General features: G+C 37.3%; 24 protein-coding genes and 4 pseudogenes. 12 read left to right on the top strand and 16 right to left on the bottom strand.

Going from position 1 to position 19346, the window contains the following annotated elements; all coding sequences use genetic code 11:
• Positions 1-185: 185 nt before the first annotated feature.
• From PSI23_RS06440 to ydfG, 3 genes are all read right to left on the bottom strand, one after another.
• Complete coding sequence (locus PSI23_RS06440) at positions 186-506, bottom strand: DUF1161 domain-containing protein (protein ID WP_273554298.1); 321 nt, start codon at positions 504-506, stop codon at positions 186-188.
• Positions 507-539: 33 nt separating this feature from the next.
• Positions 540-902, bottom strand: coding sequence for a DUF1283 family protein (locus PSI23_RS06435; RefSeq protein WP_273554297.1), 363 nt, complete (start codon positions 900-902; stop codon positions 540-542).
• Between the two features lie 122 nt (positions 903-1024).
• Positions 1025-1771 carry a bifunctional NADP-dependent 3-hydroxy acid dehydrogenase/3-hydroxypropionate dehydrogenase YdfG gene (gene ydfG / locus PSI23_RS06430; protein ID WP_273554296.1) on the bottom strand — a complete coding sequence of 249 codons (747 nt, stop codon included), beginning with the start codon at positions 1769-1771 and terminating at the stop codon, positions 1025-1027.
• Between the two features lie 214 nt (positions 1772-1985).
• Between ydfG and PSI23_RS06425 the strand changes: the two genes are divergently transcribed.
• The gene (locus tag PSI23_RS06425) at positions 1986-2717 is read left to right on the top strand and encodes a hypothetical protein (protein ID WP_273554295.1); all 732 of its coding nucleotides are present in this window, start codon (positions 1986-1988) and stop codon (positions 2715-2717) included.
• Positions 2718-2846: 129 nt separating this feature from the next.
• On the opposite strand, the gene PSI23_RS06420 is transcribed toward PSI23_RS06425, so the two are convergent.
• Both PSI23_RS06420 and PSI23_RS23170 read right to left on the bottom strand, forming a co-directional pair.
• On the bottom strand, positions 2847-3140 hold the full coding sequence (locus tag PSI23_RS06420) for a hypothetical protein (RefSeq protein WP_038196669.1): 294 nt from the start codon (positions 3138-3140) through the stop codon (positions 2847-2849).
• A gap of 164 nt (positions 3141-3304) precedes the next feature.
• Positions 3305-3469: pseudogene (locus PSI23_RS23170) on the bottom strand (ISNCY family transposase); the annotation flags it as partial.
• Positions 3470-3669: 200 nt separating this feature from the next.
• On the opposite strand from PSI23_RS23170, the pseudogene PSI23_RS06410 reads away from it, so the two are divergent.
• The 10 genes and pseudogenes from PSI23_RS06410 to PSI23_RS06365 form a co-directional block, all read left to right on the top strand.
• Positions 3670-3957 (top strand): annotated as a pseudogene (locus PSI23_RS06410) (ASCH domain-containing protein); the annotation flags it as partial.
• A 400-nt stretch (positions 3958-4357) separates the two neighbouring features.
• On the top strand, positions 4358-4549 hold the full coding sequence (locus PSI23_RS06405) for a hypothetical protein (protein ID WP_273554293.1): 192 nt from the start codon (positions 4358-4360) through the stop codon (positions 4547-4549).
• Positions 4546-5688, top strand: coding sequence for a replication initiation factor domain-containing protein (locus PSI23_RS06400; protein ID WP_273554292.1), 1143 nt, complete (start codon positions 4546-4548; stop codon positions 5686-5688). The genes PSI23_RS06405 and PSI23_RS06400 overlap by 4 nt, the downstream gene beginning before the upstream one ends.
• Positions 5676-6005 carry a hypothetical protein gene (locus PSI23_RS06395; RefSeq protein WP_099110238.1) on the top strand — a complete coding sequence of 110 codons (330 nt, stop codon included), beginning with the start codon at positions 5676-5678 and terminating at the stop codon, positions 6003-6005. Before PSI23_RS06400 ends, PSI23_RS06395 begins: the two co-directional genes overlap by 13 nt.
• A 25-nt stretch (positions 6006-6030) precedes the next feature.
• The gene (locus PSI23_RS06390; RefSeq protein ID WP_273554291.1) at positions 6031-6288 is read left to right on the top strand and encodes a hypothetical protein; all 258 of its coding nucleotides are present in this window, start codon (positions 6031-6033) and stop codon (positions 6286-6288) included.
• Between the two features lie 7 nt (positions 6289-6295).
• Entirely contained in the window at positions 6296-6544 is a 249-nt protein-coding gene (locus PSI23_RS06385; protein WP_099110236.1) for a hypothetical protein, read from the top strand.
• A gap of 140 nt (positions 6545-6684) precedes the next feature.
• Positions 6685-8286 carry a hypothetical protein gene (locus tag PSI23_RS06380; protein ID WP_273554290.1) on the top strand — a complete coding sequence of 534 codons (1602 nt, stop codon included), beginning with the start codon at positions 6685-6687 and terminating at the stop codon, positions 8284-8286.
• Positions 8287-8294: 8 nt separating this feature from the next.
• Complete coding sequence (locus PSI23_RS06375) at positions 8295-8585, top strand: DUF2523 family protein (protein ID WP_099110234.1); 291 nt, start codon at positions 8295-8297, stop codon at positions 8583-8585.
• 13 nt (positions 8586-8598) lie between these two features.
• On the top strand, positions 8599-9639 hold the full coding sequence (locus tag PSI23_RS06370; RefSeq protein ID WP_228860472.1) for a zonular occludens toxin domain-containing protein: 1041 nt from the start codon (positions 8599-8601) through the stop codon (positions 9637-9639).
• Complete coding sequence (locus PSI23_RS06365) at positions 9639-10766, top strand: type II secretion system protein GspD (protein ID WP_228860473.1); 1128 nt, start codon at positions 9639-9641, stop codon at positions 10764-10766. Before PSI23_RS06370 ends, PSI23_RS06365 begins: the two co-directional genes overlap by 1 nt.
• Positions 10767-10768: 2 nt before the next feature.
• Here PSI23_RS06365 and PSI23_RS06360 read toward each other — a convergent pair whose 3' ends face one another.
• From PSI23_RS06360 to PSI23_RS06325, 8 genes and pseudogenes are all read right to left on the bottom strand, one after another.
• A complete protein-coding gene (locus PSI23_RS06360; RefSeq protein ID WP_273554289.1) occupies positions 10769-11119 on the bottom strand; it encodes a hypothetical protein in 351 nt (116 codons plus the stop codon).
• 239 nt (positions 11120-11358) lie between these two features.
• Positions 11359-11550, bottom strand: coding sequence for a hypothetical protein (locus PSI23_RS06355; RefSeq protein WP_273554288.1), 192 nt, complete (start codon positions 11548-11550; stop codon positions 11359-11361).
• A 181-nt stretch (positions 11551-11731) separates the two neighbouring features.
• A complete protein-coding gene (locus PSI23_RS06350; protein ID WP_099110229.1) occupies positions 11732-11983 on the bottom strand; it encodes a hypothetical protein in 252 nt (83 codons plus the stop codon).
• A 130-nt stretch (positions 11984-12113) separates the two neighbouring features.
• Entirely contained in the window at positions 12114-12332 is a 219-nt protein-coding gene (locus PSI23_RS06345; protein ID WP_099110228.1) for a hypothetical protein, read from the bottom strand.
• Positions 12333-13468: 1136 nt separating this feature from the next.
• Positions 13469-14116 carry a carbon-nitrogen hydrolase family protein gene (locus tag PSI23_RS06340; protein ID WP_273554287.1) on the bottom strand — a complete coding sequence of 216 codons (648 nt, stop codon included), beginning with the start codon at positions 14114-14116 and terminating at the stop codon, positions 13469-13471.
• A 74-nt stretch (positions 14117-14190) separates the two neighbouring features.
• Positions 14191-15207 (bottom strand): serine hydrolase domain-containing protein, encoded by a 1017-nt coding sequence (locus tag PSI23_RS06335; protein ID WP_273554286.1) that lies wholly within the window; start codon positions 15205-15207, stop codon positions 14191-14193.
• A 173-nt stretch (positions 15208-15380) separates the two neighbouring features.
• Positions 15381-15824 (bottom strand): annotated as a pseudogene (locus PSI23_RS06330) (SMP-30/gluconolactonase/LRE family protein); the annotation flags it as partial.
• A 314-nt stretch (positions 15825-16138) separates the two neighbouring features.
• Complete coding sequence (locus PSI23_RS06325; RefSeq protein ID WP_273554285.1) at positions 16139-16291, bottom strand: hypothetical protein; 153 nt, start codon at positions 16289-16291, stop codon at positions 16139-16141.
• A 211-nt stretch (positions 16292-16502) separates the two neighbouring features.
• Between PSI23_RS06325 and PSI23_RS06320 the strand changes: the two genes are divergently transcribed.
• Positions 16503-17414: a LysR family transcriptional regulator gene (locus tag PSI23_RS06320; RefSeq protein ID WP_273554284.1), complete on the top strand. Its 912-nt coding sequence runs from the start codon at positions 16503-16505 to the stop codon at positions 17412-17414.
• 9 nt (positions 17415-17423) lie between these two features.
• Here the strand turns inward: PSI23_RS06320 and PSI23_RS06315 are convergent, their stop codons facing one another.
• From PSI23_RS06315 to PSI23_RS06300, 3 genes and pseudogenes are all read right to left on the bottom strand, one after another.
• The gene (locus PSI23_RS06315; RefSeq protein ID WP_273554306.1) at positions 17424-18281 is read right to left on the bottom strand and encodes an MFS transporter; all 858 of its coding nucleotides are present in this window, start codon (positions 18279-18281) and stop codon (positions 17424-17426) included.
• 34 nt (positions 18282-18315) lie between these two features.
• Positions 18316-18585, bottom strand: coding sequence for an MFS transporter (locus PSI23_RS06310; RefSeq protein ID WP_273554283.1), 270 nt, complete (start codon positions 18583-18585; stop codon positions 18316-18318).
• Between the two features lie 198 nt (positions 18586-18783).
• A pseudogene (locus PSI23_RS06300) lies at positions 18784-19126 on the bottom strand (ASCH domain-containing protein).
• Positions 19127-19346: the final 220 nt, after the last annotated feature.

Below are 19346 nucleotides of genomic sequence, written 5' to 3'. Positions count from 1 at the left end.
CAGTTGCCAGACCGCAAGGTGTTTTAACAAATCAAAAGGGGTTTTTATAGCGGATTTATAGCTGAAAGCTCTACAGAACCCCCTGCCTAGCAGGGGGTTTTCTATATACAATAAAAAAGGGAGCGTATTTTGCTCCCTTTTTGTCTTTCCGATAATGCCCCTGATACTATGTCATTTAAAAAGTATTACTCTTGGTTTTTCTTGTCGCTTGGGGCTTTATCAGAGGGCGTGTTAGCGTGAGAAAAACGGATATAGACTATTTTCTTCTTCCCTTGATCACAATGACCAACAATTTTCCCACTTGTGGTGTTGTCTTCATTAACTTGATCACTAGGGACTAAGTCAAGCCTAAAATCCGTTTCTGAAACACCATTTTTAATGATTTTCTGCGCAATTTCTTCTTTCAGACTTTCACATGTTACCTTTTGTGAAGTTTGCTCCGCATGTACTGTAAAGGAAGAAAACGCAAAGAACAAAGCTCCAGTTAGCAGGATCTTTTTCACCATCATCTCCTTATATTGACGTCGGTGTTGAATCTATCAAGGTTTAATCGGGCGACCTGTATTGATATCCAGGCAACGCTTTGTGCTTGGTTCCCAATACGCATTAATGTTGGCACTCTTCAAACAGGTATCACGATTATCAACTTCCACTGCGTACTTATCAAACTCTTTCTCTCTACGTTTGTCCACTTTCTGACGCAGTCTTCTCTGTTCATTCCATTCTTCTCGGCTTTGACGAGCCGCTTCTCTACTCATGGAATTTTCGCCGCCACCATTAATGGTTATACATGTACTTTCTGTCGTACAAGGTCCGGAAAATGCTGGCGTTTGCCAGAAGAGAGAGAAAAGAAGGGAAATAGCCAAAATGCTTTTAACAATAGAAGAACTATGAATGTTCATGTTTGAACCTCTTTCACTATACCATTTACTCAACATATCATTTGCTAAACTATAATTATAAGACTAAGTCATTTAATAAGGCTGCCAAAAGTATCAGATTTATTAACAACCCCACTTAGTAACTAGCCTCTATGTATGCTTAAACCCGCGAATGACTGACAAACTGGCATCATTTCCAATGTATTAATATTGACACGAGAAGGCAGGTTAGCAACCCAAAATACAGCTTCTGCAATATCATCCGCTGTTAATGCGTCAGCACCTTCATAAGTTCTATCTACTTTTTCTTCATTACCTTTAAAGCGGATATGAGAAAACTCAGTCCCTCTAACAAGCCCAGGTTCAATATCAGTAACTCGAATGTTCTTTCCATGTAAATCAGATCTCAACCCTAAGCTAAATTGTTTGACAAAGGCTTTGGTGGCGCCATATACGTTGCCACCTGCATAAGGCCAACTTGCTGCGGTGGAACCAATATTAATGATGTGTCCGTGGTTGGCTTGTACCATATTAGGTAACAAAGCCCGCGTCATGCTCACTAATCCTTTTGTATTGGTATCAATCATTGTTTCCCAGTCATCAGGATTAGCTTGGTGAGCTGGTTCTAATCCTAATGCAAGCCCTGCATTATTCACAAGAACGTCTATATTAAGTAGAGTATCTGGTAATTGCTGAACTGTATGTTCAATTGCGGTGCGATCTCTGACATCAAGTTGAATGGGGTGGAAATTTTCCCCTAATTCGCTCTTCAACTTATCTAATCTATCTTGACGACGCCCTGTTGCAATAACTACCGCGCCATGTTTAATAAATTTTCTCGCAATCGCTTCACCGAAACCAGAAGTTGCCCCTGTCACAAAAACAATCATAATTATCCTCTTATCTGCGAGTCATTATCATTAATAACCCTATTAGTAGAAAAATTTATTTCTTATTAGTCAAGGTTAAATTGTTTTTCATGCTATTAATACTTTGTTTTTAAATAAATTATTTATCAAGTGACATGAGGATAAATATACAATAGAAAGACTTGATTAAAACAAATAACTGGAATAAATTATTTACAATGAAATCATATATAGAGTGCTAAAATTTTTTATAGATAAAAGTAAAAAATCAGGAGTAAATATGCCTTTTTTTCAACCATTTAAAACGAGTCTTGAGCCAGAGGATCTTGTATTTGGTTTAAATACAGAAAGAAACAAGTATGCCATAGAATATCGAGCCTTCGGCCATTTACGCGATAAGAATCATTTCTCAATAATTGATAGATATTCAATTACTCCAGAAGAAATTACAACGCGGAAATTTCTTAGAGCACAAATCCCACCTAATCAAGAAAGCTTTACACAATCGATAGAAAATCATCGTAAGTACAAGGTATTACAGTCTGCTGCGAAAGATAATGGAAAGACGAATTTTGATGTTGATTGGGATAAACATTGTCTTTCCTATACTAAAAAAGTGACAAAAAGAAAATGCAAAGCTGGATTATCTTGGTACTCTCTTTCACTAAACCGTTCATGTATTCATTTTATTTTAGATGGAATAGATATGGAGAGTGTTATTTACAAACATTATGAGCAAAAGATAAAGAAAGGGACTTCATACACAGGCAGTGAACTGAGATGGATATATCGAAATAGGAAAGATCCAAAAGTTAAATCTTGCATCCAATTTTGGCGAAATGGTCAGCCAGTTCTCCCACCTTGGGAAGAAGGAAAAGATGCTCATTTATGGCAATACTACCAGCCGAAATTTGAAAACTCTGAAATTGAGGTTGGGGAATTTGCTGAAACCGTTTTGAACCTTTAGATAAATATAATGGTCAGCTAAATGTAAGTCTTGATACGACGAGACGCACTGAATGACAATAACTCGATTGAGCAAGAAATGGCCCATTAATTTTTTTGATAGACCTTTTCTTGCCTGATTACAGCGTTCTTAGATTCTGATTGGTTTTCTCGTCAGAACTTTCATGAATGCTTGTACAAAGACAGTAGTATAGAATAAGGGAACGTATAGCATTCCAATGGCGATCATCATAGCTCCTATAGAAAGCATTATCGCAACTGTGCTATCAGGTGAGGTTATATTCATTAAACCTTCTGATAATCCCACCAGAAATTCTTTTCCTTGTAGTTTTGCATAAAGCCATGAAGCGCCAACAAGAACTGTTCCTAACCAAAATGAGATCCAGCATATTGCGGATGTAAAAGGGGTTGAGTTGTTTCTCATTTTTTTCCTTTATATTTATAAAATTACAGATGATGAAAAGAAACATTAGTACTGAACTGCATTTCTTTTTGCGAAAGTTTAGATTTTTTCATGTTGATACACATTTTGCCAATATACCAAATGATAAGTGGATAATAACTTTGATTTGACCAAAATAAGTAACCCCAGTGACCATCGGCAGTCATCCATTTTCTGAGCATTTCCACCGAGACGATGATGTCGTGACGTTCCCTAAGTTTTTCAGCAGCCAGTGTGGGGCCAAAGTCACTGTAATTTTCATATAGCAACGCCAATACCTGAAGTTTTAGCGATTCAGGAAGACTGTAGTTGCCAGATTTGCATGTCAAGGCTAAGTAGAAATGTCCGCTTGTTAGCAAAGTTGAAATGTCCTGATTTATGCATGTATTATAAATAATTACAGGCGGTTCTCTGGAGGAGAACATGCAGATTAACATGAGAAAATCATACTAATGAAAGCTATATCTATAGTCGCACCAGCAGGTGAAAATATTGCGACAGGAAAAAAACGTTAGAAATAAGAAAATGGGCACCAAACTTTGATTGTAATGAGGACTTGTTGATTGTTGAAAACCAACATTATCTTTTAAAAGAGGGTGATGAGGAAATGGGGAAAGCCGTCGCAATCGTCAAAGTTAAAAATGTTAGGCCATTTTTTGAAAGTGATATTGAAGCAGCTTGCGCATCGTATTACGAAGCGGGTTGGTTAGCTTGGGAGCTAACGGATGTCAGAGCTATCGAAGAACCAATAAAAATGATAGCAAAACGTAAAATTTATGAGGTTGAGCTGAGAGCCTAACGATTATAAACCAGCCAGAACACTGAATTGCACTTTCATACCTCATTATGATGAAAATAAAAAGTTAAGATGACTAATCGGAAATTATCTCATGGATTTGTTTATTGAAAAGGTTACACCTGACACAGTTGGTTTTTGGGAGTTGATGAATAAGAGTATTCGTTTTTAATACAATATGTTACGCAGACTGAAACATAACTGGCACAGCGGAAAAAACCGCTTTGAGCTATTACATTAATGGTTCGCATAATCTCGAACCGCGTTATGTTGAATTGCGGGCTGCCAAAATATCGCATGGCAGCCCAGCAATTTAGACATAACGTGGATTATGCGAATCCCACGCCGATCATACAGTTATAACCCCTAACTTTCGCTCTCTCTTGGTTACAAGAGAGGGGCTATGAAGATCATCTATTTCGATTACATCGCAGGTTTTGGCATCAATGCTCTTGTTGCCGATGAATGGGATTTTTACCCGTCTGTTGATGAATTGATGTATGAATGCACCTCTCTTTACGGCAATCAAATAGTGTTCGTCTCTACGGCGACTACTTCTGGTAATTTCACTGGCTATCAGGAATCTTTAAAATGATGACTGATAGAAGCGTTATTATCGATTATCTGGCCTTTTCTGCGCCGCTTTCATGTATGAAAGATGTTCATACTTTTCAGGAAAAAGGGCATGAATGGCGTAAATATGAATTTTTGCCATCTTATCGACATTATCAACACAGCCAATTTACTGAATCAGTATTAGGCAGAGATTACGAAGCGTTACCTGATTCAGGTGAGGTGTTTTCTTCTTCGATTGAAGATATCAACCGTAAGGCTGAACGCTATAACAGAGAATTATTGTCCTGTTTACATTCACGCCTGAGACGTTTTATCGCTGCTGTATTTGGATTATTTGTTGGTCCTGCTCGCGGTGCAGGTGGTTTTGCTTATCAAGATTCAGCCATTCTTTATTCTGAAGATGGTGGATATGAGCATTTCGGCATGATCTACTGGGGTGGGAACAATGGCACTTTTTACGTTCAGATCGGCGGAAAGGGTTGTACACATGTTATGAGTGGCACAACACCGGAAAAAATCTATAAGTGGCTTAAACATTTAGATATCACATCATTAAAACGTTTGGATCTCGCCACTGATGATTATGACGGTGTGTTCACTTGCCACCATGCATTATCAGCCTATAAAGATGATGCTTTTTATGGTGGTATGGGTCCAAAGCCAAAATTAGGCAATGCGCATGAAATAGATGCAGCAGGGTGCTATACCAAAGAAATAGTAACGGTAGGTTCTCGGCAATCTCGTGTTTATTGGCGTGTTTACAATAAAGCCCTTGAGCAAAAAGTTTCCGGCACTTGGTATCGTTCTGAGGCTGAATTAAAAGGCGTACCAATTGAGGTACTTTTAAATACACAAGGAACTTATACAGGGTTGTGCCCTTATGCAGCTTCCATTAATCCGACGAAGCCTGCACCAATTCCGATTCTTTTAGGTCGCAAGGCCGTTGATGCTATTGAATCTAAAGTTAAATGGCTTAGGAAACAGGCTTCTTCTTCTATCGCAAAACTTATTCACTTTTTTGAAGGGGACACTCAAGCCGTTCTATCAATGATAGTACGTGATGATCACATTTCTGATTTAAACCTGAAATTAGATTTGCCCCCAATATATCAAACACTCATAAATGAGAAATTAGGAGTATCACAATGTCCGTTTTAGAAAAAATTCCATTTTATATAGAAGTTACTGCCGCTGATGTGAAAATAGAACAAAAGACACGTACTAATAAAAATACGGGCGAAATCACTCCCTATTATACACAGCGTGTTATTGCACATATGGGGCCACGCTCAATGTCAGAGACAGTTATCACATTGTCAGAGCCAAATCCGTTACCAGAGGGAAAATATTTAATTTCTGGTTCTAGTTTATATCCAGGTAAACCATTTGGCGATAATCCACCTCGCCTTGAGTTTAACCAGTGGAATGTTTCTTATGTTCCTATGGAAACAGTTAAGCATTTAATTAAATTATAAATTAATTTTCAGGAATAGTTGTTTTATGGATGACTATACCAAAATAACAACTAAATTTTGTCAGCCTCATATAAATATGATGACTGATAATAGTAGTTGTAACGATGTAATTTTGAAATTACCGAAATCAGAATTTAATAAATTTCAATCTTCGATGGTTTCAAACAGTCCGCCTTTAGGTGAATTTAATATGAATATCTTAGGGGCTGGATTAGGGCTTGTCTTAGTCTTTTATGTATTAGGTTACGGATTAGGACGCATGATAAAAATGGTTAACTTATAGGTCTATTATGAAAATTAAAAATATTATTTCTAGGAGTTATTTAAAAGCGAGTGTTGTAGCTTCTGTGGCGTTGAGTTCTGCGGCATTTGCTAATGATGCTTCACAACCATCAGCAGGCTATCTTGATGTACTTTTGAAACAGATTGATGTTGCGCCGATAATTACGGGGGTTGTTGGTGTGGCGGCAATAGTTATGGGTATTTCTGTTACTATTATGGGTCTAAAAAAAGTATCAGCCATGATAAAATCGTTTTAATTAAAAAGCGTTTTAATGAGGGGCTTTACAGCCCCTTTTTAGAGGTGATTATGTGGGAATTAATGAGTTTTTTTACAGGGGTATTATGTGCATGGGCTGTAATACAGGGGTTTAATAGCTATTAATGACAGGTTATTTCCATGAATCCATATTCTTTGAAAAGGAAAATATTCATTTTTCCTTTGATGTTTATTGTATTATTTTTCCCTCTTTATCATTCTTACGCTAATCCGGCTGTGGCTATTGTTGCCCGTCCGATAATCACTCGTGTTTTCCAGTCTATTGTTACTCGCCGCGCAGGTATGGTAGCAGCGAATGATGCCGTCATGTTAAATACAGTGCGCTCAGGTACGATGCGTTATGTGGGACGTGTTGCGGCAAATGATTCTGTCTATAAACTAGCGAAAGTGAGTTCTTTACGTCATGCGAAAGATATTTCTTGGGTTTCTTTGGCTTTATCGTCAGGTGCAATAACATTACTTGATTTGAATGTTAATGGTAATGATAAGGTTAGTGTTTTTTTTGAACCGACAGCGGTTAAATTAAAGAATGGCCGTTATGCTATTAATGTAAATGGTAAAACAAAAATTGTCTCTTATAAACCATCTTTGAATAATCCTGTTATTTATACATATAGTTATAATATCGTTAATCCAATAGAAAAAGTAGATGTGTATGAGAATGATAAGTTAAGCAACGATTATAGATATTATTACAAATCTAATGATGGTGGTTTGTTTATGTCAAATGACTTACCAAAGTTAGCAGAACATCACGCATATCAAGACTTGGTTAAATATGACATTGGTAACAAAGTAACAAACGAAACCGTTGAAATAGATGATAAAAAATATGAATATTTAATTAGGAGAGTGGATATTGAAACAAAATACTTAAGACATTCTATCGGTGAGTTTTATGTTGAAGCAGAAGTTCGGGTTACAAGGAATATAACTGAATTCAAATATGATTTTGACGTGTTAACTGAATATTTCACTGGCACTGAAACAATTAAAATATTTAATAAGCCTGATTTAGAAAAAGATTATGATTATTATAAAGACACTAGCGTTTCATCTCCTTTGTTATTAATAAATCGAGAATATACTGAAAAAAAAGATGATGACACTCAGGTTGGTACGATTGCTGATTTAAATTTGAATTTATATAAAAATAAAACATTACCTTTACAGAACCTTGCGACATTATTTAACGGTTTGTTGTTGGAGGCTGCTTTACAGCAGGGTTATGACGGCGTTCCTTTCAGTCAGGAAAATCCGATAACTGAGACTGAGATTCAGACTGCACTGAATGAATTGGGTGTTGATAGGGTGACTTTTTCGGATTTGTTAGCGAAAGCAGGAGCAGGGAATGTTATTAAAGTTGATTTTGAAGAAAATCCAGCACCAAATCCAAAGCCTTCACCTAATCCAAAACCACGTCCTAAACCTGATGAAGAAACTGATCTTGATGCAGAAAACATTCAATACCCTGAATTAGATATGCCTACAGCAGAACAAATATTAGCGCCTTATAAGTTATTTTTTCCTTTTTTACAGGATTTTACTATGCCATCTCGCAGTGCTCAGTGTCCTGTTTGGGATATCAATATTCCTTATATGAATTTTCGTGGAAAAATAGATTCCCACTGCCCATTAATTGAGGAAAACAGAGGGGTGATTGAATCTATATTTTCATTGGTTTGGGCGTTTGTCGCATTGCGTAGGTTACTCAGTGCATAGGAGATAAAATGGGACGTTTACTCACAACATTATTTAGCGGGGCGTTTAGTTTCATATTTAAAGGCATTGTCGCAAAGTTTTTCCTGTTCTTTGCGTTATTTTATGTTACGACTGAATTTATCCCCATTGTCATTGACTGGTTTTTGCCTAAATCAACCAATTTAGCGGATCTTTTTGGCGCTTTGCCCGATGCCATTTGGTATTTCCTTAATTTATTGCAATTTCCGCTAGGTGTGCCTTTGGTGATTTCTGCGATGGTGACGCGGTTTATCATTCGCCGCTTACCCATCATTGGTTAAATAGGGAGTCAGGATGCCTATTACAGCTTATGTGGGTGTACCGCGTTCAGGTAAATCCTATGAAGTCGTTAAATCGGTGATTGTTCCGGCGATTGCGTCCGGTCGGCGCGTAGTTTCGAATATTTACGGGTTAAATGAAGAAAAAATCAAAGCCTATTGTTTGAAACAAAATAAAAAAATGTCTCCTGATAATTTAGGGAAATTGATTTATGTTGAAAATAATCAGTGCCTGAATGAGGATTTTTTACCTTCAATGGATAATTTGGACACATTTTGTCGGGCGGGGGATTTAGTTGTTATTGATGAAGTGTGGCGTGTCTGGGGTAGTGATAAAGATATTCCTAAAAATCATCGTTCATTTATTGCTGAACATGGTCATTTTGTTGATAAAGACACGGGAATTATGTCTGATTTAGTCGTGATTAACCAGACCATTAGTGACATTCCGCGTTTTATCAAAGGGCGTATAGAAACCACGTACCGGATGCAGAAGCATGTTGCATTGGGATTAAATAATCGTTATCGGGTTGATGTTTTTCAGGGCGCAAAGGTCACTAAGTCTAACCGGATGACTTATTATCAGGAAAAATACGATAAGGCTATTTTTGAGTTATATAAATCGGTCGAGGGTAATAACCCGAATCAGCAGAGAACGGATGCACGTCAGTCTATCTTTTCATCTAAAACGATTCGAATACTTATTCTAACTGTCCCTGTTTTTATTCTGGCATCAGCTTATGTTGTTTATAACTATTTCAATCAATATTTGAATTCTGAAAGCAAGGTGGAAGAAGTTTCTACTCGTCAATCCACATCGACAACAGCAAAGACTGTTAGCTCAGTAATCAGTCCTGTAAAGCCAGTGATCTCTTTATCGGATAAATGGCGCATTACAGGTGAGTTAGTTAAAGATGGCAGGGCATATGTGATTCTGGCTGACAAGCAAGGTCGATTACGCCTTGAGCCTAGAAGCCAGTTCCAATACAGCGGACGACTTTTGCAGGGTGATATTGAAGGGCAGACCGTGAATTATTACTCTGGAGGAATACAATAATGAGAAAAGGGTTATGTTTAATTTTTTCCTTACTGGCCCTGTCTGCACAGGCTAAAAATGTGGATTTTAAGCTGGAAGCCGTACCATTACCCAAAGCGATTGGACTCATTTATGATGAAGTCTTACAAAAGCCTTATATGCTTGATCCGAATCTTGCCAGTGATACCAGCCTGATAAGTTTTCATGCCACCGATAAGCAGGATTTTAACCAATTTATTGTTCGTTATTTCCAGAACATGAATATTAACGTTCATGAGAAACACGGTGTCGTTTATCTCGTTAAGGTGAAACCGCCAGAACCGAAGGTGATTAAGCAAAGTTTCGTTTATAGCCCTGTCCATCGGGATGTTGAGTATTTACAGGGATTTCTAAAATCAGAAGGGGAAGTAGCTGCCAGCGGTGATAAATTGGTTTTCTATGGTTCTAGAGATGAAATTACACGGGTTCAGAGTGTGTTAAGTTCGGTAGATATGCCCTCTCGTGAGGTTGTGGTAACCGGTTATGTTTTTGAGGTTCAGGATATTGAAAAAGAGGGTAGCGGGATTAACCTGTTGGCTAAATTACTCTCAGGAAAATTAGGGATCAATATTGGTGTAAAACAAAACTATGAAAATTTCATTACGATTAATACGGGTAGCCTTGATGCAATGGTTGAGTTGTTCCGGCGTGATGAACGTTTTCATGTGGTGAGCAGTCCGACTTTGCGTGTGAAATCTGGTTCAAAAGGAAATTTTAGCGTGGGGTCTGATGTGCCTGTGTTATCGAATGTGACATATCAGGATGGACGGCCTGTACAGTCGATTGAATATCGTTCTAGTGGGGTGATTTTCGATATTCAACCCACGATTAAAAGTCAGGCGATTGATTTAAAAATACAGCAGCAATTATCCAACTTTGTCAAAACAGATACGGGTGTTAACCAGTCACCAACCCTAATTAAGCGTGACATTGTCACTGACGTTTCTGTTAAAAGCGGTGAAATTATTGTGCTGGGTGGTTTGGCTGAAAATAAGGTAGAAGAGGGTGAAACAGGATTCAGTTTCCTGCCGAAAGGCTTTTTAACGGGCAAGTCAAAAGCTAATACAAAGACTGATATTATCGTATTATTACAGGTAAAAGTTATTTGACGTTATCGAGCATTGAAAAGCCGCCCCCCGCAGCGTTGCGAGGAGGCAGGCTTTTCAGGCGCAGATAGCGTCATTTTGTTTTCGGTGAATAATTCATATCGGATCATTCGTAATGCCGTTTTATTACTCTTTTTAATTTCAATAGATTCGTTAAAAGATGCTTTCAATTCTTCAAAAAAATTCATGTGACACCGTATCAAAACTTTGTTGGTAAATGCCCGTAAGGGCATGTAAGGCGGCATGAGAAAGCCGATGGAGACACTGCTATTAATCCGCCGATACAAAAGGGGGATTGAATCAGGGAGCGCGAAAACCATCTCACTCTCTGCAAAGCCGTGAGCGTAGCGAACCACTAAACCATCAAAGAGTACGAAAGTGTGACCGTCGAATAGACGAAAGAAATGTTCAGCGGGTAAGAAAAAAATTGTCTCGTTTGATTACATAGTATTTGGTACAGAAATCCAAGAAATGGTTAGTGTGCAACCAATTTTATTTTCACCTTTGGATTTTTCAACTCTGTATCCAGAATAACGAATAAATTCTTCTATATATTCCTCGACACCAAATTCCAGGAGCGTTCTGAAATCATAATCTATATATATTTACCATGTTTTGCCGCTTGATGTATAAGCGAATATATTTCATGGATATATTGAAATGATAACGCAGCTAATTTTGCTTGTTGCATTTGCTTTTGAGCTTTATCAGCTTCATATTTTGCATCTTTGGCTGAATAAAAATTATCAAAATTTTCAGGGCATATGTTTTTATTTATGTGGTTCAAAGTATTTCCTATGTATTATTAGTATACTAATAAACAACAAATATTGTTGTCTAATATGCGTACTGGTCATACCTGAAAAAGGCAGAATAATGGTTTACAATCAGTTGAGCTCACATGCTAAAAAACCGCTACAAAATAGAATGTTGTAGTGGTTTTTAAAAGTGAACTATCGTTTAACAGATTATTTATTTGTCAATTTATCTTTATGTTTTTCTTTTATCATTGCTGAATAATGATATTCAGCGGCATCAACAATTTTTGCCAAGCTCTGTCTTTCTATTCCATCACAACCATCTAAACCTTCACCTCCTGGCCTGTCAAATTTCACAAAGTCATATACTGTTTTTACTAAAAATCTTGCTATTTCGGCTCTTGCTACAGGGTTATCGTTACTTTCTTCTTGAAGCCATTTTTTTATAATCTCTTTTTTCATTTCTTATCCTTTTTACAGTTATAGAAGTTATGGTTTTTATCTCGGATGGTGAGCGTGGAAAAACCCCCGTGCTGTACTACGGGGGTAGTCTAAGGTTATCTTCGGGCTTTCAGGTGAACCCGGCCAAATTCTAACTGTCTTTTTCCAAAATTAGGTGACCATGTTCATCAAGTGTGATCATGGACAGCATTTGTTCAATTGCGTAATGCACCAAATCAGCCTCACTGTAAATTTTTTGCCGTCCGCTCATGATATTTTTCTTTGTTAAGAGGAATGCCTTTTCCTGTAAATCGATAGATTCCGACTTCTTCAACCTGATGGTAGTTTTCAATGTAGATGCATGACTCATTAGCAGCCTCCGTTCACCATAATCTTTAATTCTATAAAATTTGTGTGCAAGTTGCCTACGACATGTTGACAGGAAACATGTGATATGTTTACTATCTATAGATAATGTTATTAGTGATTTGTATACAACGCCAATTGAGAGCGTATTTAGGGAAAGAAAGATCGGGTACTCAGGGTCAAACCTCAGTATTTTTTTAAAAGCCTTATGGGTTCGCATAATCTATATTATGTTAAATAATCTATAATAATAAATTATTTCATATCCCTTCCTTTATTTCTAACCTTCATTTTTGAATAAGTATAAATTACCTATCTCACCTCACATTAAGGTGCTTTACTACACTCTTGTTCCAATCCAGATGAAGCAATCGCCCTTCCCGATCAAAGAATAGCCATCCATCATCTAATATTGCGAATATTCGGTGTTTTTTCTAATACCTGTTATGACTTTCAGATTATTACATTCTTCATCCGTAATATTGTCGGGTAATGTAATTCGTTTAAAGGCTCTGCCATTATGATAAATATGATAAATATGTATTTCACCAGAAGAAACTCTGTAGATTGTCCCCGTCTGTAAATCAACATTAATCGGTTCACTACCATTTATAGCATAAATACTCTCCCGAGAGATTTATGGCACGGCATATTCATATTTAATACCGTCAATCCATGGGTCGTCTGCATAAGCGGATAACATTGGAATGACAAAAATGGGTATTCGATGTGAAATAAATCATAAATATCTTCTTGTTAAGTTAGAATGGAAAATGTACAGTCTGTTTTTTATTAATAACACGTTAGAAGTCTAAATAATAATACTCTTCTTTTAAAACCTTTCCTTGAAAAAACAAAAGATATATAAAGCTTTTTAGCAAAAAGATATTGACAGTTTTAATTACTGTTATTTTAAAGGTGAATTTACCAAATTTCTCATCAAAAATCTTCCGATTTTTGTATCGAAAAGCTTGGTAATTTACTGAATCAGATATTCCCGATACACATTATTCGGTTTCTTTGATAATCGCAGGCTGACGGCGTGTTTTATCCAAAAGAAGACAGGTAACATCGGGTCGTGAATAGTGCCCTACGGGGTCTGCAATGGCTTTTGCCAATGTAATGGCACTCAGATCGATATCAGCGTACAGTACTCCTTCTTCGTATAGCAGTATTCATTTCACCTGATAGAGCATGAACATGCCCTTTATAAATGGAAAAACTTGGCCAGGAACCAACATGTATTTGTTCATCCTGAGAAAACATAGCGTATTTTGACAATGGTTGGATATGTTCCCAGCAGTTTAAGGCACCAACTTTACCAAGAGTTGTTTCAATAACATTTAAGCTACTACCATCACCTTCCCCAAAAATTGCTCTTTCTACATGTGTGGGCTTTAATTTTCTTCGTGTCAGTAGCGTTTGCCCCGTTTGATCGATAATAGATTGAGATATGTAAAGACTGCCATTATCTTTTTCGCTGAAACCAAGTACTACCATAATATTATTGTCAGCAGCAGCCTGCTCAATTTTTTGATATTGCTGGCTATTGATAACTAGTGAATTATTGTGATATTGCTCGAAGAATTGCATGCCCCAGAGTGGTGAATCCAGCCATATGAACCAAGGATAGCCCGGGATCCAAGTCTCAGGGAAAGCAATCAATTTAGTGCCATAATTGGCTGCCGACTCAATGAGTGAAATGGTTTTTGCAACGGTCGCTTCTAGATTGAGGAAAATAGGAGCAGCTTGAACTGCGGCTACTCGATATATTGTAGTTATTGACATAATGGACTGTCTCATTGTTAGGAATGCGCCTTTTCTTGCTGAAGAAGCAGAAGTTACACCGCTTTTTAATTCAACTAATTTAGCAATATCTCAGCAATTTTGTAACTCAGCGTTTGTGTATCAATAGATTCTTGATTACTCAGAACAGCAATAGTTAAACGCGAGTTTGGCAAACGTATAAAATAAGCTTTGTAACCTACCCATCCGCCGGAATGCTCTAAACTCGGTTCTACTAGGTGGTTATGATGTTCCAAACCAAATGCATAAGACTCATGATTTTTAACTATATCTCCGGTAAATGTTTTTTCTGGCAATGCCTGAGTCATGTGCTGGATTAATGTTTTTCCACCAACCCTGCCATGAGTTAAATTTTCTCCCCATAGCATGAGATCCCCAACGGTTGAGTGTACTGCTCCATCACCAGTATGTGTCCACAACGACTCAAAAAGCTGACCTTCTTGACTATATGCATGTACAAATTCAACAGAGATTGGATATTCATCAACAATGAATGTATTTCTCATTCCGAGAGGTTTAAAAATATATTCTTGGCTAAATTCACTAAGTTTCATCCCACTGGCTTTTTCAGCCACTTGTGCCAGTAGAAAATATCCGGTGTTGCTATACTCGAAAGCCGTTCCTGATACAAATACTGCTTGAGATTGGGCGTACAGGTGATGTAATGATTGTTCAATTGTCAACGTTTCTTGTTCACTGATACCAGCTGACTCAGCTAATTCCATATAATCAATCAATCCGCCTGTATGATAGATTAAATGACGCAAAGTAACGGGTTCAGCATAATTACCCAAATCAGGCAGATATTTTATGATTGAATCATCTAACGATAAATTACCATTGTTTTCTAACAATAGAATCGCAAATGCAGTGAATTGTTTTGAAACGGAAGCAATATTAAATACGCTATCTATTGAAAGTGGTTTATGTGATTCTAAACAAGCTAAACCTATAGAACCTTGATAGATTAAACCGCTGTCATATTTAGCCATATATACAACACCGGGAGCATTTTCATCAAACGGTGTTAAAAGATCATTTAGTTCTTTGATAATTATGGGGTTTTTATACATAAGAAATACCATCATCTTGTTCTAATATCTGGATGATAATACTATTGATTTTGAAATTCTAGTAAGTTGAATTTATGAAATATAAGAGTTACCGACTGTGCTTTCAGATTTAGAACCTTTAATCAAAGTTGGTAACTATCTTCTTTTCAAATCATAATATCAGGCCTGAACTTAGTGTTATTATTGGGATCATAGCAATATACATAGCAGCCAATAACTTGGCTTTCTGATTTATATCCCTCTTTGTCATTGATAATTCCATAAGGTGGGTCAGTAAACCAAATTGTTCCATCAGAACGTACAACAACATCATTGGGTGAATTGAATCTTTTACCATCTATTTTTTCAACTAATATAGTGACGCTACCATCGTTTTCTGTCCGAGAAATTCCACGTCTGCCATGCTCGCAGGTAATCAGTCTCCCTTCATTATCCAATGCATTTCCATTGGCATAATTAGAATATTGCCACCATATACTGAGGCCATCATATTCTGACCAGCGAAACATTTTATTTCTTTTCACATCACTAAAAATAATAGCATTTTCATCTGGTATCCAAACTGATCCCTCAGCCAAAATAGCCGGAGAACAAAGTTTTTCTAAATATATTTTCATAGTTACTCCTATTATTTTAGGGAACTTTTTTCATCATATAGATAATTATTTTCAATAACTTCATTGATCAATAAAATGGATTAATGTAGAGATAGCACTAAAGAGCATAAAAAAACAAATAAGCGAGTTTAGAGTTTACTGATGATTGCTGTAACTATTGGAGTGATTTTTTGTGTCGCTGGCTCACGGAAGTTTGCAATTAAGAGGCTATAAACAGAACCAATTAGCTCGGTCAAGCAGAGGCTTGTTGCCGCTGCTTGACGACTAAAAAATTCCGTTTTGCGCTAGGCTTTTGTTTAGAATTGATGTTGGGACTACTTACCACCACATTGACCCCCACTTGGATCATCTGAACCTTGAAAATAGCCCACATGAGATTGATCAAATCCACAGATAAAAGCACTTACCTGCATTGGAGCTAACACAACATAGATTGAACATAGCGCAATAATGATATATTTTTTCATTTTATTCTACTCCCCCGATAATAAGGTTATTTACACCTCAAAAGTAGTATATTATTCATACTAACAATATCGATTGTAGTACCTGGCGTTTACTATTTCAATATGAAATTTATTGTTTTTTCGATGCGTCAACTACATTAGTTGACCTCAGCTACAGATAATATAGGTTGAATATTCATTAATACATTGACTGATATAGATATTTCTAAACATGCGTAGAACGGATCATTTTGGTGGAATAACGGCGTTTGTTACAACAGCACAATTAGGAAGTTTCACTGCTGCCGCAGAACGCCTTGGTTTGACAAAATCAGCTGTAGGAAAAAGTGTCGGGCGGCTTGAATATCGCTTAGGGCTTAAGCTTTTTCATCGTTCAACACGCAGTTTAAGTCTGACGCCAGATGGGGAAGCCTTCCTGATAAGTTGTCAGAGCGCCATTGATATTCTCGAACAGGCTGAAGTTGTACTTACTTCACATATTGCTCATCCTTCAGGACGGCTCCGCATTGATTTGCCCGCCGCGTTTGGTCATCAGCGGATACTCCCTGCTCTTTTGAAATTTGCCCGTGATTATCCTGAACTGTCTCTTACCGTTTCATTTAGTGAGCGTTTTGTTGATTTAATTGAGGAAGGCATTGATCTTGCTATACGTATCGGTGAACTCTCTGACAGTAGCGGTCTGGTTGCCCGTAGATTGACGACTCAAAAACTTGTTATTTGTGCAGCACCGGAGTATTTATATTTTAACGATGAACCTAACACTCCCGAAGAATTGAGCCAGCACCAGTGTATCGTGGGATTTCGTAGGGATCAGCCAGTATCTTGGTTATTGAAAGAAAAGGACGGTAAGATCAAACGTTACGCACCACCAGCAACTTATGAATTTGCTGATGGCGATGCAATGTTGGTGGCTGTTCTGGCGGGTTGCGGATTTGCACAACTACCATTATGGATGGTAGGAAAGTACCTCAAAAGCGGAGAACTCAAAGTGGTGTTACAAGAGTATGCAGGTATCGAAATCCCGATTAGTGCATTATGGCCGCAAAACCGCCAATTGCTACCCAAAATACGCTATGTCGTAGATACTCTGGTCGAAATGGCGGAAAATGGCTTACTGGATTAATTTTAGCAATTACTTTTCAGGCATTTTTTTAATGTAAATACTGAGAAAAGCCAGTAAAGAAAAAAGGATACTACTCAGAACAGTCGTATGAACTCCGAACTGTGAAAGAAACCATCCCCCAATTACAGAGCCAATGGTGATACCTAAATTCGCAAAAGAAATATAAAGGCTGTTGGCAAGCTCTGGAGCTTCGTTAGCTTCTCGCATAATCCAAGTTTGGCTAACTACTAGACCAGCAGAATGCAACCCACCCCAGAAAATCGTCAGTATATACATAGCCACCGGTGAGAACCCTAAATACCAGACTTGGATATAGAGGAAAATTAATAAAATAGGATATGCGTAAGTTGTAATTACAACATTTTTTTGCAGGAAGCCACTAAACACAAAGTTACCGATAAATCCACAAACACCAAATAAGATCAAAATCATACTGATTGAATCATTATCAAACTGAGTGATTTTTGCAAGATAGTCAGCTATATAGCTAAAATTTGAAAAGGTTGCAGAAAAAATCAATATCACGGTAGAAATCGCCAGCCATAATCTTCCCTTACGCAGTATATTTAATTGTTTGATATTAATACCGCCTTTTGTCGCAGGGAGAGAAGGAACAAATAATAGAATACCGACAAAAGCCAGTGCACAAGTAATCGCACTAAAATAAAATGCCGCGCTAAGTGATAGATGTTCAGCTATAAATGAACTCATCGGCATTCCTAATACCATTCCAACTGCAACTCCAGCAAAAACCTTTGCCGTTGCACTTGCACTTTTTTCTTTAGGAACAGCATTCACTGCAATTACAAGGGCCACGGCAAAGAAGACAGCGTGTACCAGCCCCGGAACTATCCTGAAAGCCAGCATCAAATTAAAAAGGTCTGTTGTGGCATAGATTAGATTAGATTAGATTAGAAATAACAAATAAAAGCAGGATAGTGAGAAGAACATATTTCTTATTATATCGAGATAGTATTAACGTTATAAATGGGCCTGTTACAGCCACAACAATGGCATAAACACTCACAAAAAAACCGACCTGAGTCGGTGTCACATTTAATTGTGCTTCAAGCTGAGGTAATAGCCCAATGACAGCGATTTCAGTAGTAATAATACCGAAAACTGCAATGGACAACGTCAATAACAACATAGAACTTTTATTTTGCATCATGGGAACCCATTATCATTTTGGTTTTTAAATGTAAATAGATAGAATGATGACAAAACACCTGTAAGAACAGAAGTCTACTTTGGTCTACTGTCTGTAGACATAATTTCTTCAATGATTTTTAATTTTTAAAGCCGCAGCATGGCGGCATTCGAATGAGTTTTTGATGGGTGCCCTAAAGGAATTAAGGTAATGCTGAAGTTATGAAGAGAAATTCTCAATGACTTTAAATTCAATAACAACAATTTCCATATCTGGCGAAAAATCGCCTACTTTTTCAAAAAAACGTTGATGTTCTGATTGCCAATGAAGCAGACTTTTATCTCCTTCCCCTTCTTTCCATGCCAATTCTTCTGTCATTTCTGAAAACTGCATTAAATGCATGGCAAACACAAACTGGATGTTCTCTACTGTCGAAGACAATATAGTGATTGCCAACTGTAATCTTGCCATCCTCTGACTCATAAGAATGATAAGCGTAAAACGGGCAAGTCGTCGCTGTTTTAATACCTTTGGCAACCAATTCAGCTAATTCATCATGCATAGCGGCTGAATCACCAAACACCCAGCGTCCTGCTTTGGGATATTTGCTTTCCATTACCTCAATAACTTCATTTGTTTTCATATTTCTTTTAGATGTTTCGTTAAGTTTATTGTGGACTTATTTACTAACACAATGACCCTATTTGTCACCACAACTTTATGCCAACTATATGACACGGCTCCACATTATAATATTAATAAATTTAATGATTTATGAGTTT

This window comes from Xenorhabdus yunnanensis, from assembly GCF_028598805.1.
Lineage (GTDB): Bacteria > Pseudomonadota > Gammaproteobacteria > Enterobacterales > Enterobacteriaceae > Xenorhabdus > Xenorhabdus yunnanensis.
This window is presented reverse-complemented; position numbering and strand designations above follow the sequence as displayed.